Source organism: Myxococcus sp. MISCRS1 (assembly GCF_026626605.1).
GTDB lineage: Bacteria > Myxococcota > Myxococcia > Myxococcales > Myxococcaceae > Myxococcus > Myxococcus fulvus.
Map to the genome: position 1 here is coordinate 8,560,676 of NZ_JAPNKB010000001.1, position 16,397 is coordinate 8,577,072.

General features: G+C 69.7%; 12 protein-coding genes and 1 pseudogene. 10 read left to right on the top strand and 3 right to left on the bottom strand.

What is annotated here, in order from left to right; genetic code table 11:
* The first annotated feature begins 98 nt into the window (after window positions 1-98).
* Both OWM54_RS34305 and queD read left to right on the top strand, forming a co-directional pair.
* On the top strand, window positions 99-1,886 hold the full coding sequence (locus OWM54_RS34305; protein WP_267700181.1) for a serine hydrolase domain-containing protein: 1,788 nt from the start codon (window positions 99-101) through the stop codon (window positions 1,884-1,886).
* A gap of 104 nt (window positions 1,887-1,990) precedes the next feature.
* Window positions 1,991-2,359, top strand: a complete 369-nt coding sequence (queD, locus tag OWM54_RS34310) for a 6-carboxytetrahydropterin synthase QueD (protein ID WP_420715391.1) — start codon at window positions 1,991-1,993, stop codon at window positions 2,357-2,359.
* Window position 2,360: 1 nt separating this feature from the next.
* Here the strand turns inward: queD and OWM54_RS34315 are convergent, their stop codons facing one another.
* Together OWM54_RS34315 and OWM54_RS34320 are read right to left on the bottom strand one after the other, a co-directional pair.
* Complete coding sequence (locus OWM54_RS34315) at window positions 2,361-3,140, bottom strand: SDR family NAD(P)-dependent oxidoreductase (protein WP_267700183.1); 780 nt, start codon at window positions 3,138-3,140, stop codon at window positions 2,361-2,363.
* A gap of 157 nt (window positions 3,141-3,297) precedes the next feature.
* On the bottom strand, window positions 3,298-4,134 hold the full coding sequence (locus OWM54_RS34320) for a dihydroneopterin aldolase (RefSeq protein WP_267700184.1): 837 nt from the start codon (window positions 4,132-4,134) through the stop codon (window positions 3,298-3,300).
* A 271-nt stretch (window positions 4,135-4,405) separates the two neighbouring features.
* Between OWM54_RS34320 and OWM54_RS34325 the strand changes: the two genes are divergently transcribed.
* The 3 genes from OWM54_RS34325 to OWM54_RS34335 all read left to right on the top strand — a co-directional run bounded on the left by OWM54_RS34325 (window position 4,406) and on the right by OWM54_RS34335 (window position 10,826).
* Window positions 4,406-5,794 carry a hypothetical protein gene (locus tag OWM54_RS34325; RefSeq protein ID WP_267700185.1) on the top strand — a complete coding sequence of 463 codons (1,389 nt, stop codon included), beginning with the start codon at window positions 4,406-4,408 and terminating at the stop codon, window positions 5,792-5,794.
* A gap of 788 nt (window positions 5,795-6,582) precedes the next feature.
* On the top strand, window positions 6,583-7,644 hold the full coding sequence (locus OWM54_RS34330; protein WP_223745588.1) for an efflux RND transporter periplasmic adaptor subunit: 1,062 nt from the start codon (window positions 6,583-6,585) through the stop codon (window positions 7,642-7,644).
* Complete coding sequence (locus OWM54_RS34335) at window positions 7,641-10,826, top strand: efflux RND transporter permease subunit (RefSeq protein WP_267700186.1); 3,186 nt, start codon at window positions 7,641-7,643, stop codon at window positions 10,824-10,826. Before OWM54_RS34330 ends, OWM54_RS34335 begins: the two co-directional genes overlap by 4 nt.
* A gap of 222 nt (window positions 10,827-11,048) precedes the next feature.
* Here OWM54_RS34335 and OWM54_RS34340 read toward each other — a convergent pair.
* A pseudogene (locus OWM54_RS34340) lies at window positions 11,049-11,339 on the bottom strand (transposase); the annotation flags it as partial.
* 234 nt (window positions 11,340-11,573) lie between these two features.
* On the opposite strand from OWM54_RS34340, the gene OWM54_RS34345 reads away from it, so the two are divergent.
* The 5 genes from OWM54_RS34345 to OWM54_RS34365 are packed head-to-tail and all read left to right on the top strand — an operon-like array spanning window position 11,574 to window position 16,337.
* Window positions 11,574-11,894 carry a putative quinol monooxygenase gene (locus OWM54_RS34345; protein ID WP_223745861.1) on the top strand — a complete coding sequence of 107 codons (321 nt, stop codon included), beginning with the start codon at window positions 11,574-11,576 and terminating at the stop codon, window positions 11,892-11,894.
* Between the two features lie 37 nt (window positions 11,895-11,931).
* Window positions 11,932-12,711 (top strand): SDR family oxidoreductase, encoded by a 780-nt coding sequence (locus OWM54_RS34350; protein ID WP_223784036.1) that lies wholly within the window; start codon window positions 11,932-11,934, stop codon window positions 12,709-12,711.
* Window positions 12,712-12,753: 42 nt separating this feature from the next.
* A complete protein-coding gene (locus OWM54_RS34355) occupies window positions 12,754-14,244 on the top strand; it encodes an aldehyde dehydrogenase family protein (protein ID WP_267700187.1) in 1,491 nt (496 codons plus the stop codon).
* 4 nt (window positions 14,245-14,248) lie between these two features.
* Window positions 14,249-15,373 carry a metallophosphoesterase gene (locus OWM54_RS34360; protein ID WP_267700188.1) on the top strand — a complete coding sequence of 375 codons (1,125 nt, stop codon included), beginning with the start codon at window positions 14,249-14,251 and terminating at the stop codon, window positions 15,371-15,373.
* Complete coding sequence (locus tag OWM54_RS34365) at window positions 15,366-16,337, top strand: AraC family transcriptional regulator (RefSeq protein WP_267700189.1); 972 nt, start codon at window positions 15,366-15,368, stop codon at window positions 16,335-16,337. The genes OWM54_RS34360 and OWM54_RS34365 overlap by 8 nt, the downstream gene beginning before the upstream one ends.
* Window positions 16,338-16,397: the final 60 nt, after the last annotated feature.

Below are 16,397 nucleotides of genomic sequence, written 5' to 3' on the forward strand. Positions count from 1 at the left end.
GGCGGGGACGTTTCTGTAAGTCGGTTGCAATCAGCCGCCGGGGTCCGCCGTAAGGCCCTACAGGCCTTGCCCCCTCGCCCGTCCACCCAGGCACCTTGATGAATTCCTCCCTCTCCCTGGGCGCCTTGCTGGCGCTCTTCTCCCTGTCCCCCACGGCCCGGGCCACCGAGCCGGCCGCGCCCCCGAAGCCCCCCGCCCAGGCCCCCGCGGCCGACGCGGCGGAGAAGCTGGTGGGCATCTGGTCGGCGGACCCCGTCTATGGGCCCGAGGTCCAGGGCGAGCTGACGGTGTTCCGTGAGGGCACCACGTGGCGCGCGCGAATCTCGGGCTACGAGGCCACGGGCCAGGTGGAGAAGGGCGCGCTGTCGCTGGCCTTGCCGGGCGGACAGGGGACGTTCCGGGCCACGGTGGCGGCGGATGGCCAGGAGCTCAGGGGCCACTGGGTGCAGCCGCGCGTCATGGTGGGTGGCGTGCGGTACGCGACGCCGGTGGAGCTGCGCTCACTGCGGAAGGGCGTGTGGCGCGGGACGGTGAAGCCGTGGGCGGACCGCTTCATGCTGTACCTGGTCGTCTACAAGAAGCCGGATGGCGCCATCGCCGCGTACCTGAGGGACCCGGAGAAGGGCTTCGGAAGGCAGTTCGCGCTGAACGTCTCCGTGCAGGGCGGCGCCGTGAAGCTGGTGGACCCGCGCGGGCCGACGACGTTCGAGGGCACGCTGGATGAGAACTCGGGCCGGCTGTCGGTGCCCATCTTCTTCCTGGGGAACCTCCAGTTCACCCGTCGCGAGCGGGACCAGGCGGTGGGCCTGTATCCTCGCACGCCCGCGCCGGGGGCGTACGTCTACCGTCCGCCCGTGGCCGAGCAGGACGGCTGGGCGACGGCGTCCCTGTCCGACGTGGGCATGGACGCGGCACCCATCCAGGCGTTGATGCAGCGGCTCCTCGACACGGAGGTGGGCCCCGGGCCCGCGCAGCGCGTGCAGGGCGTGCTCATCGCGCGCAAGGGCAAGCTCGTGCTGGAGGAGTACTTCTACGGCTACGACAAGGAGCGGCTCCACGACTTGCGCTCGGCGTCCAAGACGCTGGCGCCGGTGCTGGTGGGCACCGCCATCCAGAAGGGCGCGAAGCTGTCTCCGCAGACGCCCGTCTACTCGATGTTCCCTGGCCATCAGCCGAAGGGGCCCCAGGACGCGCGCAGGGCGGGGCTGACGCTGGAGCACCTGATGACGATGACGTCGGGGTTCGACTGCGACGACGACAACGAGGAGACGCCCGGCAACGAGAACAACCTCCAGAATCAGGAGGGGGACTGGTACGCGTACACGTTGGATTTGCCCATGGCGCGGGCGCCGGGTGAGACGCAGGCGGTGTATTGCTCGGCGGGCATCAACCTGGTGGGCGGCGTGGTGCGCAACGCGACGGGCACGTGGTTGCCGGAGCACTTCGAGCGCACCGTGGCCACGCCGCTCCAGTTCCGTCACTACGCGATGAACCTGATGCCGGACGGGGAGGCGTACCTGGGCGGCGGCCTCTACGCGCGGCCCCGGGACGCGCTGAAGCTGGGGCAGCTGTACCTGTCGGGCGGCGTGTGGAACGGCAAGCGCGTGGTGTCCAGGCAGTGGGTCGAGCGCTCCACCGCGCGGCACTCGGTGATGAGCCCCGAGCGCACCTACGGGTATGCGTGGTGGCGCCACGAGGTGCGCGTGGGCGAGCGCGTCTACACGGAATACGAGGCGGGCGGCAACGGCGGGCAGTACGTCATGGTCATCCCCGAGCTGGAGCTCACGGTGATGTTCACCGGGGGCAATTACGGGCAGTTCAACGTCTGGAAGACCTTCCGGGAGGAATTGCTGCCCCGATACATCCTCGCGGCCGTGCGGCGGTAGGGGCGGGGGAGGGGGCGTCGGGCCCGTGTCTTGGCTCGACGCCCGGGGCGGAACGTGGGTAGAAGGCCGGTGCAATGGAGCCTGTTTCGAAGCCCAAAGTCTCGCTGGTGACCGAAATCTCGAGGGAGTTCACCTTCGAGGCCGCGCACTTCCTCCCCAACGTCCCGCCGGGGCACAAGTGCTCGCGCGTCCACGGGCACAGCTATCGCGTCGAAGTCACCGTGCGCGGTCCGGTGGACCCCCACTACGGCTGGGTGGTCGACTTCGCCACGCTCACCGAGGCCTGGCAGGCGATGCACGCGCAGCTGGACCACCGGCTGCTGAATGACGTGCCGGGGCTGGAGAACCCCACCAGCGAGCTGCTGGCCGCCTGGGTCTTCAGCAAGCTGAGCTTCCCCACCGCGAAGGTGGTGAAGATTCGCGTCGCGGAGACCTGCACGTCGCAGTGTGTCGTCTATCCCGAAGCGGGCTGAGTCACTCGCGAAGCAGCAGCCCGCCGTCGAGCACCAGCTCCGTGCCGGTCATCCAGGACGCGCCCAGCAGGTGGCGCACGGCCTCGGCGACGTCCTCCGGATGTCCCAGTCTGCCGAGGGGATGCAGAGAGCGCAGGCCCGCGAGCTGGGCCTCCTGACGGCGGGTGTACTCCTCGGGCGGTGGCGTCGCCTCGCCCGGTGCGAGCCTCACCTCGCGCACCATGTCCGTCTCCACGACTCCGGGCAGCACCGCGTTGGCGCGGACGCCCCGGGCCGCGCCCGCCAGCGCGAGGACCTTCATCACCTGGAGCAGGCCCGCCTTCGCCGCGCTGTACACCGCGCTGGTGACGATGGGCCGCGTGGCCAGCGTGGACGCGACGAAGACCTGCGCGCCGCCGGGCTCCAACACCTCCAGCGCCTGCTCACCCAGGCGCAGCGGCGCGACGAGGTTGATCTCCAGCTGGGAGCGCAGCGCGTCCTCGCCGATGTGTCCCGGCGGTTGATGCACCACCTGGCCCGCGCTGTGGACGAAACCGTCCAGCCCGCCCAGCAGCTCCGCGGCCCGACGCAGCAGTCCCTCGCGCTCCTTGGAGGACGACACGTCACAGGGCAGGGCGAAGGCTTGTCCTGGCCACGCGCGTGACACCTCGTTGAGGACGTCCGCGCGACGACCCGTCACGACGACGCGGCCACCCGCGCGCAGCAGGGCCTCCGCCACCGCGCGGCCGATGCCCGTCCCGCCTCCGGTGATGAGTACCTTCCGGGTGCCTGTCGGCGTCATGAGCAGCGCTCCCAGCGCACGTCCACCTGTGCGCGGCGGTCGCTCACGGTGACGGGCGCTCCGGCAGGGCTTGCGTCACCTGGAAGGGCGTCGTTCGAGCGGGAGTCTCTCCTCGGTCCTTCATGCCCGGTCAGGTGCTCGTCCGTTGCCACCGCGCTCATGACCGCGTCCCCGTCGAGGACTCCGAGGCGACCAGCTCATCGTGCGGATAGTAGGAGGTGCCCGTGACGGGTGTCAGACCCTCGGCGGGGGCCTCGGTCTCCACCTCGTCCGACGGGATGAAGCCGGGCTTGTCGACACAGAGCACGGTCTGCTCGGTGGACGAGGGGTTGTCGTAGCGATGCGGGAAGCCGCGCGGCCAGTGGAACGCCTGTCCCCGGGCCACGGGCCGGTGTTGCAGGTGCAGCCCTCCGCCCAGCACCAGCTCGCTCTCCTCCATCTTCTGGTGCACGTGCGTGGGGATGTGGCCTCCGGGGCGCACCCGCAGCCGGTAGACGCCGTAGCCCGTCCCCTCGTGGATGATGTCCACGCGGCCGAAGGACTTCTCCTCCTTGCCGTACACCATCTCCTGCGCGCTGCGGTGCACCTGGAGCGAGGGAATCGCCAGCCCGCCCAGCGCGTGGGGCTTGGTGACTCGCACCGTGGCCGCGTGGACCTGAGCGCGCGGCACGTCCTCGGTGGGGGGCGCCAGCACGTAGCGGCAGATGGCCTCGGCGGCGGACTCGAGCAGCTCGAAGCGACACGACTCCAAGAGGAAGCGCAGCTCCCCCGCGAGCCGGCCGTAGTTCACCGTCTGCGAGAGCTTGCCGCCCGCCGCGGCGCGCGTGTCCAGGAACAGCGCCACGTCGACTTGCAGCGGCTGGGCGGAGATGCGCTCCCGATTGAAGATGCCCACGATGCAGTCCACCGTGAGGCCCCGCACCTCGATGACGTCCAGAGGTCGGCCCTCGGCCGTGGTGATGGTGGGGGGATGGAAGGCGTGCTCGATGCTCATGGCTGTCCTGGAATGTAGGCCGCCCATCGTCCGAGGGAAACGCGGACGAGGGCTCCCGTCTCCTCAGTAACAGGCTGGGGCGGTGAAGGCACTGCCGACGGGCTCCCTGGCCGTGCCCCAAGCGGCGTCCGGGCCCCCCTGCCTCCGAGGCCCCCGGTGTGGTCGTCCCGAGGCGCTCGTTCCTGTTTCCCGGCTGGAGGTGCAACCCAGTGGCATCGAGTCCTCCAGGTCCTGGTCTTGGGGCGGTCAGTTGCGCGATTCTGGGCGCCACATGCTCCTCGTCCTCCTGGGTGTGCTGCTGTCCGCGAAGCCGGCGCCGGCCGCGAAGGTCTTCGTGCCGTGTCCCCAGACCACGCCCGAGTGGAGCGCGGCCCACGAGCGCCTCGTCGCGCTGGACGCGAAGCTGGAGTCGCTGCCCGACGGAGCCGACGGCAAGCCGGGCGTGGCGGCGCTGCGCGAGCTCTTGTCCTCGCGCTGCTTCGAGCTGAGCTGCGAGGTGGACGAGCCGGTGCCCGAGGACGTCTCGCTCCTGGCCCTGAAGGACTGGTGGCGTCGGGGCGGGCGGACGTGGGTGGAGTCCTATCTGGAGCTGGGCAAGCCGGACGTCCGCACGGTGGTGTTGCCACCGACGGTGCGTGAGGTGCTGATGCTCGACACGGTGAAGCCGGACCACAAGCTCGCGCCGTGGCTGTGCGCCATGGGGGACAGCGCCTGTGTAAGGGAGACCGAGCCCTGGGTCGTCCGGGCCGAGGCGGCCTTCGCCGCCCACCGGGAGAAAGAGGCGAAGCATCTCGCGAGCGTCGTGGATGCGGCCACCGCCGATGAGGGCTTCGGACCCGCGTTCTGCGAGAAGGAGGCCCGCAAGAAGTCCAAGCGCTGGCGATATCCCGCCTGGCGCTTGTGCCTGTCCAACCTCGGGGCCTCGGTGGAGCTGCTCCCGCTGGCGGGCTTGCGAGTCCCCTCGGAGGGCTGGCTGGTGTTGCGCGGGCGTCGCGGGCACTACTCCTTCTGCGACGAGGTGCGCGCCTACCACCTGGGCACGGGCACGGCGTGGGTGTCGCAGAGCTGCAGCGAGCTGGCCCTGTACGAAGACGCGGAGCACATCGGCAAGGTCGACGTGAAGACCACGGACGCGAACCGGAAGGCACGCGTGGCGGCGGGGACGGTGAGTCGCGACGGGCTGCGAGAGCTGACGTGGATGCTCCTGTTGTCGGGCGAACTCGACGACGTACGGCGGCTCGCCCCCATCCGGCAACGGGTTCCCGAGGGCTTCGCCATCGAGTGGCGGGAGCTCCCCGACGACTTCACCACCGTGGGCGGCGTCTCCGGGGGCGTGGTGTGGGGCAACACCGGACAGACCGTCCTCCGGTGGTCGTGGTTCCCTCCCGAGCGTGGCGAGCCGCTCTCGGGAGATCTGACCTGGCCCGAGGCCTCGGACCCCGGCGATGACCATGCGGACTCCTTGGTGGAGGCGCTCGAGCAGACCTTCCAGGCGGGCTGTCCGACGCGCCCCGTGCCCGTGGACCTGCTCGACTTCACCCGTCCGACCACCGTCAGTCGGGTCGACGCCCCCGAGGGCGTGGCCCAGGTCCAGGATGCCCGTGTCACCGCCCTGCGCGAGTGGACGCCGCCCCCGGGCTGCACCGTCCCCGGCAGGTGAGGCCCCGCGAGATTGCGTTGCGCTCCGGGGCGCCGGGCAATTAGTAATGGGATATGTTGCAAATTACCTCGGCGGTGAGGCGCGCCGCGCCTCGGGCGTTCCGTTCATCGGGACGCTGTTGTCCCTCCATGTGTCGTTAGCGTCGTCATCGGACCTCGCGCGGAGGGCCGGGCCATCTCACGGGTCCGGTGCGTCGCGCCGTCGGCTCCGAGCTCCTCGATAGGTACCGCCGTCCTCCCATCGGTGATGCAAGCACCGGAGGGTCGACGTGTGCCTCCACACCCCAGTGTGTCGCCTCCGGCGGCCCTTGCGCCGAAGGGGTGACGTGCGCGTCGTCTCCCGTCCTGTCCGCTTGAGTCCATGACGTCGTAATCCCAGCCACCTCCATGTCCTCCGCCGGCGACCTCGCGCGCCGGACGGCAGACGTCCGTGAAGTCGTAGCCCCAGACACCCCTGTCCCCCGTCGGCGACCTCGTGCGCCGCACGGGAGATGTCCTCGAAGACGCATTCCTAGAGCCACCCCAGTCCCCCGTCGGCGACGTCGCGCGCCGCACGGCGGACGTCCGTGAAGTCGTTCCTCGTCCTGTCACTCAGGGACCGTCGGCGGTGGGCGCGCACGAGCGCGAACGCCACCGGTGTGTCCCGACCCTTGGAAGAAGTCGGAGTCCCCCATGAATTGGAAGCGTGCAGCAGTCGGAGGGGCCCTGTCCCTCCCTCTCGTAATCGGTGGTCTGGTCCTTGCGCGGAGCGAGAGCGCGGATGCGTCCGCTGGTGGTGGTGGCGCGAAGATGGCGGCGGCCCCCGTCGTCGCCGCGGAGGTCGTCACCCGGCAGGTCGCCGACAGCGCCGAGTTCACCGGCACGCTGGCGGCGGTGCAGAGCGTGGAGCTGCGGCCTCGCGTCGGCGGCTACATCGACTCGGTGCGCTTCGCGGAGGGCGGGCTGGTGACGGCGGGGCAGGTGTTGTTCCAGCTCGACTCGCGCACCTTCGAGGCCGTGCTGGACCGGGCGCGCGCGGACCTGCGTCAGGCCGAGGAGCGCCGCACGCTGGCCGACAAGCGGTTCGAGCGCGGCGAGAAGCTGGTCGCCGAGCAGGCCATCTCCCAAAGTGACTTCGACGTGCTGACGGCGGAGCGCGCGGAGTCGCGTGCACGCGTCGAGTCCGCCAAGGCGGCGGTGCGAGGCGCGGAGGTCGACCTGCAGGACACGCGCGTGCGAGCGCCCGTGAGTGGACGGGTGGGGCGGGCGGTGGTGACGCAGGGCAACCTGGTCAGCAGTGGCGCGCTGCTCACGACCATCGTCTCGGTGGAGCCCTTCTACGTCTACTTCGACGTGGACGAGGCCACGTACCTGCGCTTCGCGGGCACGACGTCCGGCGCGCGCGGGAAGGATGGGCGCGTCAACGCGGTGCCGGTGCGCGTGGCGCTGACGGGGGACGAGGGCTTCCCGCGCGAGGCGCGGCTCGACTTCCTGGACAATCAAGTGGTGGCGGGGACGGGCACGGCGCGAGCGCGCGCGGTGCTGCCCAATCCGGACGGGAAGCTGACGGCGGGGCTCTTCGCGCGGGTGCGGCTGGAGACGGGCGCGGCGCGGCCCACGGTCCTCATCCAGGACCTGGCGGTGGGCACGGACCAGAAGGGGCGCTACGTGCTGGTGGTGCGTCCGGACCAGACGCTGGAGCAGCGGCGCGTGGAGCTGGGGACGACGGAGGGCGGCCTGCGGGTGGTGCGCTCGGGGCTGGCGGCGGGTGAGAAGGTGGTGCTCAAGGGCCTGGCGAGGCCGGGGATGGCGGTGGCGCCCACGCTGGTCGCCATGGCCGGCTCCGAGCACGCCGAGGGGGCGCGGCCGTGAAGTTCGCGCACTTCTTCGTCGACCGGCCCATCTTCGCGGCCGTGTTGTCGGTGCTGCTCCTGATTGGCGGCGGCCTGTCGTTGTTGCAGCTGCCGTTGAGCGAGTACCCGGCCGTGTCTCCCCCCACGGTGGTGGTGCGAGCGGCCTATCCCGGCGCGGACCCGGCCGTCATCGCGGAGACGGTGGCCGCGCCGCTGGAGCAGGAGATCAACGGCGTGGAGGGCATGCTCTACATGTCCTCGCAGGCGACGAGCGACGGCCGGGTGGCGGTGACGATTACCTTCGGCATGGGCGTCAACCCGGACACCGCGCAGGTGCAGGTGCAGAACCGGGTGGCCCGCGCGATTCCGCGGCTGCCGGCGGAGGTGCAGCGGCTGGGCGTGCTCACGGAGAAGTCGAGCCCGGACCTGCTGATGGTGGTGCACCTGGTGTCCCCGGAGGGGAAGCAGGACCCGCTCTTCCTCTCCAACTACGCGGTGCTCCAGGTGCGGGACGTGCTCCAGCGCGTGCCCGGCGTGGGCAGCGTGAACGTGCTGGGCGCGGGTGAGTACAGCATGCGTGTCTGGCTGGACCCGAGGTTGCTCGCCGCGAGAGGCCTCACCGCGAGCGACGTGGTGGCCGCCATCCGCGAGCAGAACGTGCAGGTGGCCGCGGGTGTCATCGGCCAGCAGCCGGACGAGCGGTCCGCGTTCCAGCTCACCGTCACCACGCAGGGCCGGCTCACGGAGGAGGAGCAGTTCCGCGACATCGTGGTCAAGGTGGGCGAGGAGGGCCAGGTGACGCGCCTGCGGGACGTGGCCCGCGTGGAGCTGGGTGCGAGCTCCTACTCCGTGCGAGCGCGACTGGATGGGAAGTCGGCGGTGGCCATCGGCATCAGCCAGGCGTCCGGCTCCAATGCGCTGGACGTGTCCGCGGGCATCCGCGCGCGGATGACGGAGCTGAAGGAGGCCTTCCCCCAGGGCATGGAGTACAAGATTGCCTACGACCCGACGCTCTTCGTGCGCGCGTCCATCCGCAACGTGGTGACGACGCTGCTGGAGGCGGTGGTGCTGGTGGTGTTGGTGGTGCTGCTGTTCCTCCAGACGTGGCGCGCCTCCATCATCCCGCTGGCGGCGGTGCCCGTGTCGCTGGTGGGAACAGCGGCGATCATGCAGATGCTGGGCTTCTCGCTCAACACGCTGTCGCTCTTCGGCCTGGTGCTCTCCATCGGCATCGTGGTGGATGACGCCATCGTCGTCGTGGAGAACGTGGAGCGGCACATCGCGCAGGGCGTGAGTCCGAAGGAGGCGGCCCGCAGGGCGATGACGGAGGTGACCGGTCCCATCATCGCGATTACCTCCGTGCTGTCAGCGGTGTTCGTTCCCACGGCGTTCCTGGGTGGTTTGACGGGACAGTTCTATCGACAGTTCGCGCTGACCATCGCCATCTCGACCCTCCTCTCGGCGTTCAACTCGCTCACGCTCAGCCCGGCGCTCGCGGGTGTGCTGCTGCGCGGACACCACGGCCCGAAGGATGGACTGACGCGCTTCATGGAGAAGGCGTTCGGCGGGTGGCTGTTCGGGCCGTTCAACCGCTTCTTCGACCGGGCATCCTCGGGCTACGTGTCCCTGGTGCGCAGGGTGGTGCGCGTCAGCGGAATGGCGCTCGTGGTGTACGGCGGCCTGCTGGTGCTCACGTGGCTGGGCTTCGCGAAGGTGCCCGCGGGCTTCGTGCCGATGCAGGACAAGTACTACCTGGTGGGCCTGGCGCAGTTGCCGCCCGCGTCGTCGCTGGAGCGGACGGACGCGGTGGTGAAGAAGATGTCGGACCTGATGCTGGCGGAGAAGGGCGTGGCCAACGTCGTGGCCTTCTCGGGCATCTCCATCAACGGCTTCGTCAACTCGCCCAACTCGGCCGTCGTGTTCGCCATCCTGGACGACTTCGAGAAGCGACAGTCGCCGGAGCTGTCGGCCGGGGCCATCGCGGGGAAGCTCCAGGGGAAGTTCATGGGCGTGCAGGAGGGCTTCGCGGCCATCTTCCCGCCGCCGCCGGTGCCGGGCATGGGCTCGACGGCGGGCTTCAAGCTGCAGGTGGAGGACCGGGCGGGGCTGGGCTCGCAGGCGCTGTACGAGGCCACGCAGGCCCTGGTGCAGCGTGCGTCCGCGGACCCGCAGGTGATGGGGTTGATGTCGGGGTTCGAGATCAACGTGCCGCAGCTCCACGCGGAGGTGGACCGGGTGAAGGCGAAGCAGCAGGGCGTGCCGTTGGGCTCGGTCTTCGAGACGCTCCAGATTCACCTGGGCTCGCTGTACGTGAACGACTTCAACCGCTTCGGTCGGACGTACCAGGTGAACGTGCAGGCGGACGCGAAGCACCGCATGGAGCCGGAGGACATCGGCCGGCTGCAGGTGCGCAATCCTCAGGGAGGCATGGTTCCGTTGGCCTCGCTGGTGGACGTGAGTCCCTCGTTCGGGCCGGACCAGGTGCTGCGCTACAACGGTTATCCCTCCGCGGACATCAGCGGAGCGGCGGCGCCGGGTGTGAGCACGGGACAGGCGGTGGCGGCGATGGAGCGGCTGGCGGCGGAGACGCTCCCCGCCGGCATGAGCTTCGAGTGGACCGACCTGACGTACCAGGAGAAGCTCGCGGGCAAGGAGGGCCTGTTCGTCTTCCCGCTGGCCATCCTGTTGGCGTTCCTCATCCTGGCGGCGCAGTACAACAGCTGGTCACTGCCGCTGGCGGTGCTGCTCACGGTGCCGCTGGCGTTGCTCAGCGCGATTGCCGGGGTGTGGCTGGTGGGTGGGGACAACAACATCTTCACGCAGATTGGCCTCGTGGTGCTGGTGGGGCTCGCGGCGAAGAACGCCATCCTCATCGTCGAGTTCGCCCGGGCGCAGGAGGATGAGGGGATGGGCGTGGTGCAGGCGGCGCTGGAGGCGTGCCGGCTGCGGCTGCGGCCCATCCTGATGACGTCCATCGCGTTCATCATGGGCGTGGTGCCGCTGGCGGTGGCGACGGGGGCGGGCGCGGAGATGCGTCAGGCGATGGGCGTGGCGGTGTTCGCGGGCATGCTCGGCGTGACGTTGTTCGGCCTGGTGCTGACGCCCATCTTCTACATCGTCATCCGGAAGCTCGCGCTGCGCGGCGAGGAGCGGGCGGCCCCGGCCATCCCCGCCGGAGCGACGGGGGCGGAAGGGCACTGAGTCACTCAGAAGTTGTCGGGGGTCGAGGGGCCGTCTTCTCAGGGGGAAGGCGGCCTCTCGTGTTTGGGGCGGGGTGCATGGCTCTGGACGAAGGTGCTGCGCTCGGACACGGCGCTGCTCATCATCCATGAAGAAGCGCGTCAGTGCATGTCATGGCCCCTTCGGTGCGCGAAGGGCGACGCCCAGGGGACTCTTGGGCGGATGGAGTGGATTCTGTCCATCCAGCCGCACAACCCTCACCCCTCGCGCGAGCAGTTGCCGCAGCAGCTCCAGCCAGGAGTCCTGCGACGCGCTGCCAGCCAGGGGCACGGCCAACAGGTTCCCATCCTCTCCCACGCCGTAGGCCACCAGGGCCGAGCCGCTCTGCACCGTGCGCGCCCACCGGGCGTCCAGGAAGGTGGCGTCCAAGTACAGATAGGGGAAGGGATCGGTGCGAAGGCCCTCCACCTTCTCGTCGAGGGACTTCGTCACGCGGCTCACCGTCGAGCTCCTCGCTGCGCCGCCTGTAGCGGCTCAGGACGGCCTGCGCCGAGCCGCTTGCGCGGGAGCGGGCTGCCAGCGCTCGGAACGACGTGCCCCAGCGGCGCTGGTGCGCCTTGGCGTGCTGCTCGGGTTCCGACGCCCAAGACGATCTCGAAAGAGATTCAGACGCCGCGTTATAGATGGTCTTGGGGAGAAGGGCTTATTGAGAGGGTGTGGACAACGCGGAGGCCCTGACGGCTCCGACGCTCACCCAGGAGATAAGTGATGCCCCAGGCAAGACTGAAGGCGACCCACGGCTTCCATGCGACGATGCGAGCTCGTCCGGGGCGGGCCGACGCGCTGATCGATGCACTGCTCGCGGGAGCGCCGACGAGCAACGAGAACTGCCTCGTCTATCTCGTGGGGCGCTCGTCGAGCGAGCCCGACGTCATTGACGTCACCGAGGGCTGGACTTCGAAGGAGGCCCACGCCGAGGCGTTCGCGAGCGCGTCGGCGCAGGCGCTGATCGCGAGGCTCGCGCCGCTCGTGACTGACGCCGCGCAGTACCGGGATGTCGTCCCAGTGGGCGGCTCCGTGCGCGGCTGAAGTGAACCCCAAACCCCAACCACCGAAGGAGATTTCCATGAACACCACGAAGACCCTCAAGACTGTTCTCATCACCGGCTGCTCGTCTGGCTACGGCGAGGCGACGGCCCGCTACTTCCACGACCAGGGCTGGAATGTCATCGCGACGATGCGCACCCCTCGGCTCGGCGAGCTGCCGAAGTCCGACCGGCTCCGCGTCCTGGCGTTGGACGTGACGAAGCCCGAGACCATCGCAGCAGCCCTCGAGCAGGCGGGGCCCATCGACGTGCTGGTCAACAACGCCGGCATCGGCGTCGTCGGCGCGTTCGAGGCCACCCCCATGTCGACGATTCGCGAGGTCTTCGAGACCAACACCTTCGGCGTCATGGCGGTGCTCCAGGCCGCGGTGCCTCGGTTCCGCGAGCGCCGGGCGGGCGTGATCGTGAACGTGACCTCGAGCGTGACGCTCGCGCCGATGCCGCTCGCCGCCGTGTACACGGCCAGCAAGCTCGCCGTCGAGGGCTTCACCGCCTCGCTCGCCCACGAGTTGGGCGCCTTCAACGTGAAGGTGAAGCTCGTCGAGCCTGGCTACGGCCCGGGCACGCGCTTCACCGCGAACGGCACCACGCGCATGCAGGGGTTGATCCCCAAGTCCTACGAGGCGTTCGCGCAGCCCATCTTCGCGGCCTTCGCGCAGCCGGGGCTCACGACGACGGCGTCCGATGTGGCCGAGGCCATCTGGCGCGCGGCCAACGATGAGACCGGGACGCTCCGTTTTCCAGCCGGGCCAGACGCCGTCGCGCTCGCGAAGTCGGCGTCGCTCATCAAGGTCGCCTGACGTCGGCACCCACTTCAACCTCAACACCCAGGAGAGAACACCATGTCACAGCTCAACGCGGAACATCGTCTCTTCATCAACGGCACCCTCGTCGAGGCCGAGGGCGGCGCCACCTACGACGTCATCAACCCGGCGACGGAGGAGATCGTCGGCGTCGTAGCCGCCGCCTCCGTCGCGGATGGCGACCGCGCCATCGCCGCTGCCCGCCGCTGCTTCGACGAGTCGGACTGGTCGACCAACACCGCGAGGCGCATCCGCGCACTGACGCAATTGCGTGATGGCCTCAAGGCGGTCAGCGAGGAGTGGCGGCGTCAGGTCGTCGCGGAGAGCGGGTGCCCCCTCGCGTTCACGCATGGTCCGATGCTCGACAGCCCGGTGGCGGACATCGACTACTCGCTGAAGCTCCTCGAGGCCTACGACTTCGAGCGCGAGCTCGAGGACCTTGGCTCGCCCATCGGCGGCCCCGCGCGTCGCCTGGTGTGCAAGGAGGCCGCCGGAGTGGTGGTGGCCATCACGCCGTGGAACGCGCCGGTGCAGACCAACATGCAGAAGTGCATCCCCGCGCTGGCCGCGGGCTGCACGGTGGTCCTCAATGCGGCCCAGAATACGCCGTGGGCGGCGACCATGCTCGGTCGCGTCGCGGCCCAGTGCCCGGACCTGCCTCCGGGAGCCTTCAACGTGCTGACGTCGACGGGGAGCGGCTCGCTCGGCTCGATGCTCACGTCCGACCCGCGCGTCGACGTCATCTCCTTCACGGGCTCGACGGCCACGGGACGTCGCGTGATGGAGAGCGCGTCGAAGACCATCAAGCGCACGCTGCTCGAGCTGGGCGGCAAGTCGGCGATGATCGTCCTCGACGACGCGAAGTTCCCAGAGGCGCTGACGGGCGCGGCCTTCGTCTGCGCCAACGCGGGCCAGGGCTGCGTGCTGAACACGCGCTTGCTCGTCCCGCGCTCCCGCTACGACGAGGCCATCGCGATCCTCGAGCAGATCTACCGCGACGTGCCCTACGGTGACCCGGCCGACGTGAAGAACATCATGGGCCCGATGATCAGCGCGGGGCAGCGCGAGCGCGTGCTCGCCTACATCGAGAAAGGCAAGGCCGAGGGCGCTCGGCTCGTGGTGGGCGGCGGCACGCCGAAGCACCTCAGCAAGGGCTACTTCGTCGAGCCGACCCTGTTCGCCGACGTCGACAACTCGATGACGATCGCGCAGGAGGAGATCTTCGGCCCGGTGCTCGTCGTCATCCCGTTCGATGACGACGACGACGCGGTCCGCATCGCGAACGACTCCATCTACGGGCTCTCGGGTTCGGTCATCTCGGCGTCGCCGTCGCGCGCGATGCGGGTGGCCCGTCGCATCCGCACGGGCTCGATGAACGTCAACGGCGCCTTCTTCTTCTCTCCGAACGCGCCCTTCGGCGGCTACAAGCAGTCGGGGCTGGGCAGGGAGAACGGCGTCGAGGGCTTCGAGGAGTACCTTGAGACCAAGACCATCGCCGTCCCCAGCGACTTCCCGCGCCTGGTCGGATGACATCATGGGACGCCTTCTTCCGCTCGTCGTGTACCTCCCCGCCGGCGTCGCCATCGTCGGCGGGATCCACTACTACCTCTGGGCGCGGCTCGTGCGCGACGTGGGCTTCGGGCCGACGACGGCGTTCGGATTGAAGGCGCTCCTCGTGTTCCTCGCGGCGAGCGTTCCGCTCGGCGTGATCGCGAGTCGGCTCGTGCCCTATCGATGGTCGGTCTGGTGGCTCGAGCCCATCTACCTCTGGCTCGGCACCTCCATGCTCCTCGCGATGGGGTTGGCCGTGATGGAGGTGCTGCCCATCACGACGTCCCGAGCGTCGAGCGCGGCTGTCGTCCTGGTGATGGGCCTCGGCGCGGCTGCGTTGGCCGCGCATGAAGCCCGCAGGGTGCGTGTCGAACGCGTGGAAATCCCCCTGCGCAAGCTGCCGCGAGAGTTTGATCGGCTGCGCCTCGTCCAGCTCTCGGACCTGCACATCGGCCAGACGCTCGGGCGCGCGTTCCTCGAGGAGGTCGTCTCGCAAGTGAACGCCCTCGCGCCCGACGCCGTGCTCATCACGGGCGACCTGGTGGACGGCCGCGTCGCGGACATCGCGGCCGACATCGCGCCGCTTGCCGCGCTCACCTCGACCTACGGCACGTTCTTCGTCACCGGGAACCACGAGTACCACGCGGATGCGCCCGAGTGGTGCGAGCATCTTGGCAAGCTCGGCGTCCGAGTCCTACGCAATGAGCACGTCGCCCTCGAGCGCGCCGGACAGGTCCTCCACCTCGCGGGTATTGATGACTACGAGGCGGCGCACTTCGACGTCGGCCATGGCCCCGATCTCGCGCGAGCCGTCGAGGGCCGCGACCGCAGCAAGGTGCTCATCCTCATGGCGCACCAGCCGAAGGCCGTTCAGGAGGCTGTGCGGCACGGCGTCGACCTGCAGCTCTCCGGGCACACTCACGGAGGCCAGTTCTGGCCACTGCGTTGGCTGCTTCGGGCGGGGCAGCCCGTCGTCGATGGGCTCCGCAGGGTAGGAGACACGCTCGTCTACGTCAGCCGAGGCACGGGCCACTCAGGGCCACCCATGCGGCTCGGCGTTCCGCCGGAGATCACCGAACTCGTGCTGAGGAGTGAAGACGATGTATGATGTCGAAATGGCAAAACGTTCGCCAGCGTCCGACATGCCGCCGCCCACGCACGAATCCTCCGACCCGCTCGCGGCTGTCATCTCCCTGCTCCGTCCGCAGACAGTCTTGCCCAAGGTCATCAGCGGCGCGGGGCAGTGGAGTGTGCGGTACCCGGCGCACAACGAGCCCGGCTTCTGCATCATGCTGGAAGGAACATGCTTCCTTGATGTCGACGGCGTCGACGGGGTGCAGCTCGAGGAGGGCGACTTCGTGCTCCTGCCTTCGACGCCGGGCTTCACGATGTCGAGCGCCCAGGGGCTGAAGCCGAGGCTCATCACCGCGGCGGACGGCAACGAGCTACGGCACGGTACGCCCACGGGCCGCCCGACGATGCGCCAGCTCGGCGGCTACTTCCTCGTGGACCGCGCGAACGCGAGTCTCCTCGAGAAGTTCCTGCCCGTGATGATCCTCATCCGCCGCGATGATCCCGGTGCCGTGCGTCTGCGGCGGCTCGTCGAGCTCATCGCAGACGAGGCGGCGACCCGTCGAACGGGGCGTGCGCTGATCCTCGAGCGGCTCGTCGAGGTGCTGCTCGTCGAGGCGCTGCGCCTTCGACCCGCGGAAGCGGCGGGGCGGGAGACGGGCTTGCTCGCTGGCCTCGCTGACCCTGACCTTGCGCGTGCCCTTCGGAAGATGCATGCCGACGTCGCGCACCGGTGGACCGTCGCGGAGCTCGGACGTGTCGCCGGCATGTCGCGCGCGGTGTTCGCCGAGCGATTCGCGAGAACGGTGGGCATGCCTCCGATGGAGTACCTGCTCGAGTGGCGCATCGCGATCGCCAAGGACGTCCTGCTTCGCGAGCACACGCCCCTCGCCGAGCTCGCCGAGAGGATCGGCTACCAGTCGGCAAGCGCCTTCAGCGTCGCGTTCTCGCGTCACGCCGGGTGTTCCCCGAGCGGGTTCGCGCGCTCGATGCGCGCGTGACCGTAGGCCCGCGAGGGGCCGTCTTCTCAGGGGGAAGGCGACCTCTCGTGTTGGGGGCGG

What these genes read in the sequence shown, in the direction of transcription:
- OWM54_RS34305 (WP_267700181.1), top strand. Translation starts at nt 99, where the DNA reads ATGAATTCCTCCCTCTCCCTGGGCGCCTTGCTGGCGCTCTTCTCCCTG.
- OWM54_RS34315 (WP_267700183.1), bottom strand. Translation starts at nt 3,140, where the DNA reads ATGACGCCGACAGGCACCCGGAAGGTACTCATCACCGGAGGCGGGACG.
- OWM54_RS34320 (WP_267700184.1), bottom strand. Translation starts at nt 4,134, where the DNA reads ATGAGCATCGAGCACGCCTTCCATCCCCCCACCATCACCACGGCCGAG.
- OWM54_RS34325 (WP_267700185.1), top strand. Translation starts at nt 4,406, where the DNA reads ATGCTCCTCGTCCTCCTGGGTGTGCTGCTGTCCGCGAAGCCGGCGCCG.
- OWM54_RS34330 (WP_223745588.1), top strand. Translation starts at nt 6,583, where the DNA reads ATGGCGGCGGCCCCCGTCGTCGCCGCGGAGGTCGTCACCCGGCAGGTC.
- OWM54_RS34345 (WP_223745861.1), top strand. Translation starts at nt 11,574, where the DNA reads ATGCCCCAGGCAAGACTGAAGGCGACCCACGGCTTCCATGCGACGATG.
- OWM54_RS34350 (WP_223784036.1), top strand. Translation starts at nt 11,932, where the DNA reads ATGAACACCACGAAGACCCTCAAGACTGTTCTCATCACCGGCTGCTCG.
- OWM54_RS34355 (WP_267700187.1), top strand. Translation starts at nt 12,754, where the DNA reads ATGTCACAGCTCAACGCGGAACATCGTCTCTTCATCAACGGCACCCTC.
- OWM54_RS34360 (WP_267700188.1), top strand. Translation starts at nt 14,249, where the DNA reads ATGGGACGCCTTCTTCCGCTCGTCGTGTACCTCCCCGCCGGCGTCGCC.
- OWM54_RS34365 (WP_267700189.1), top strand. Translation starts at nt 15,366, where the DNA reads ATGTATGATGTCGAAATGGCAAAACGTTCGCCAGCGTCCGACATGCCG.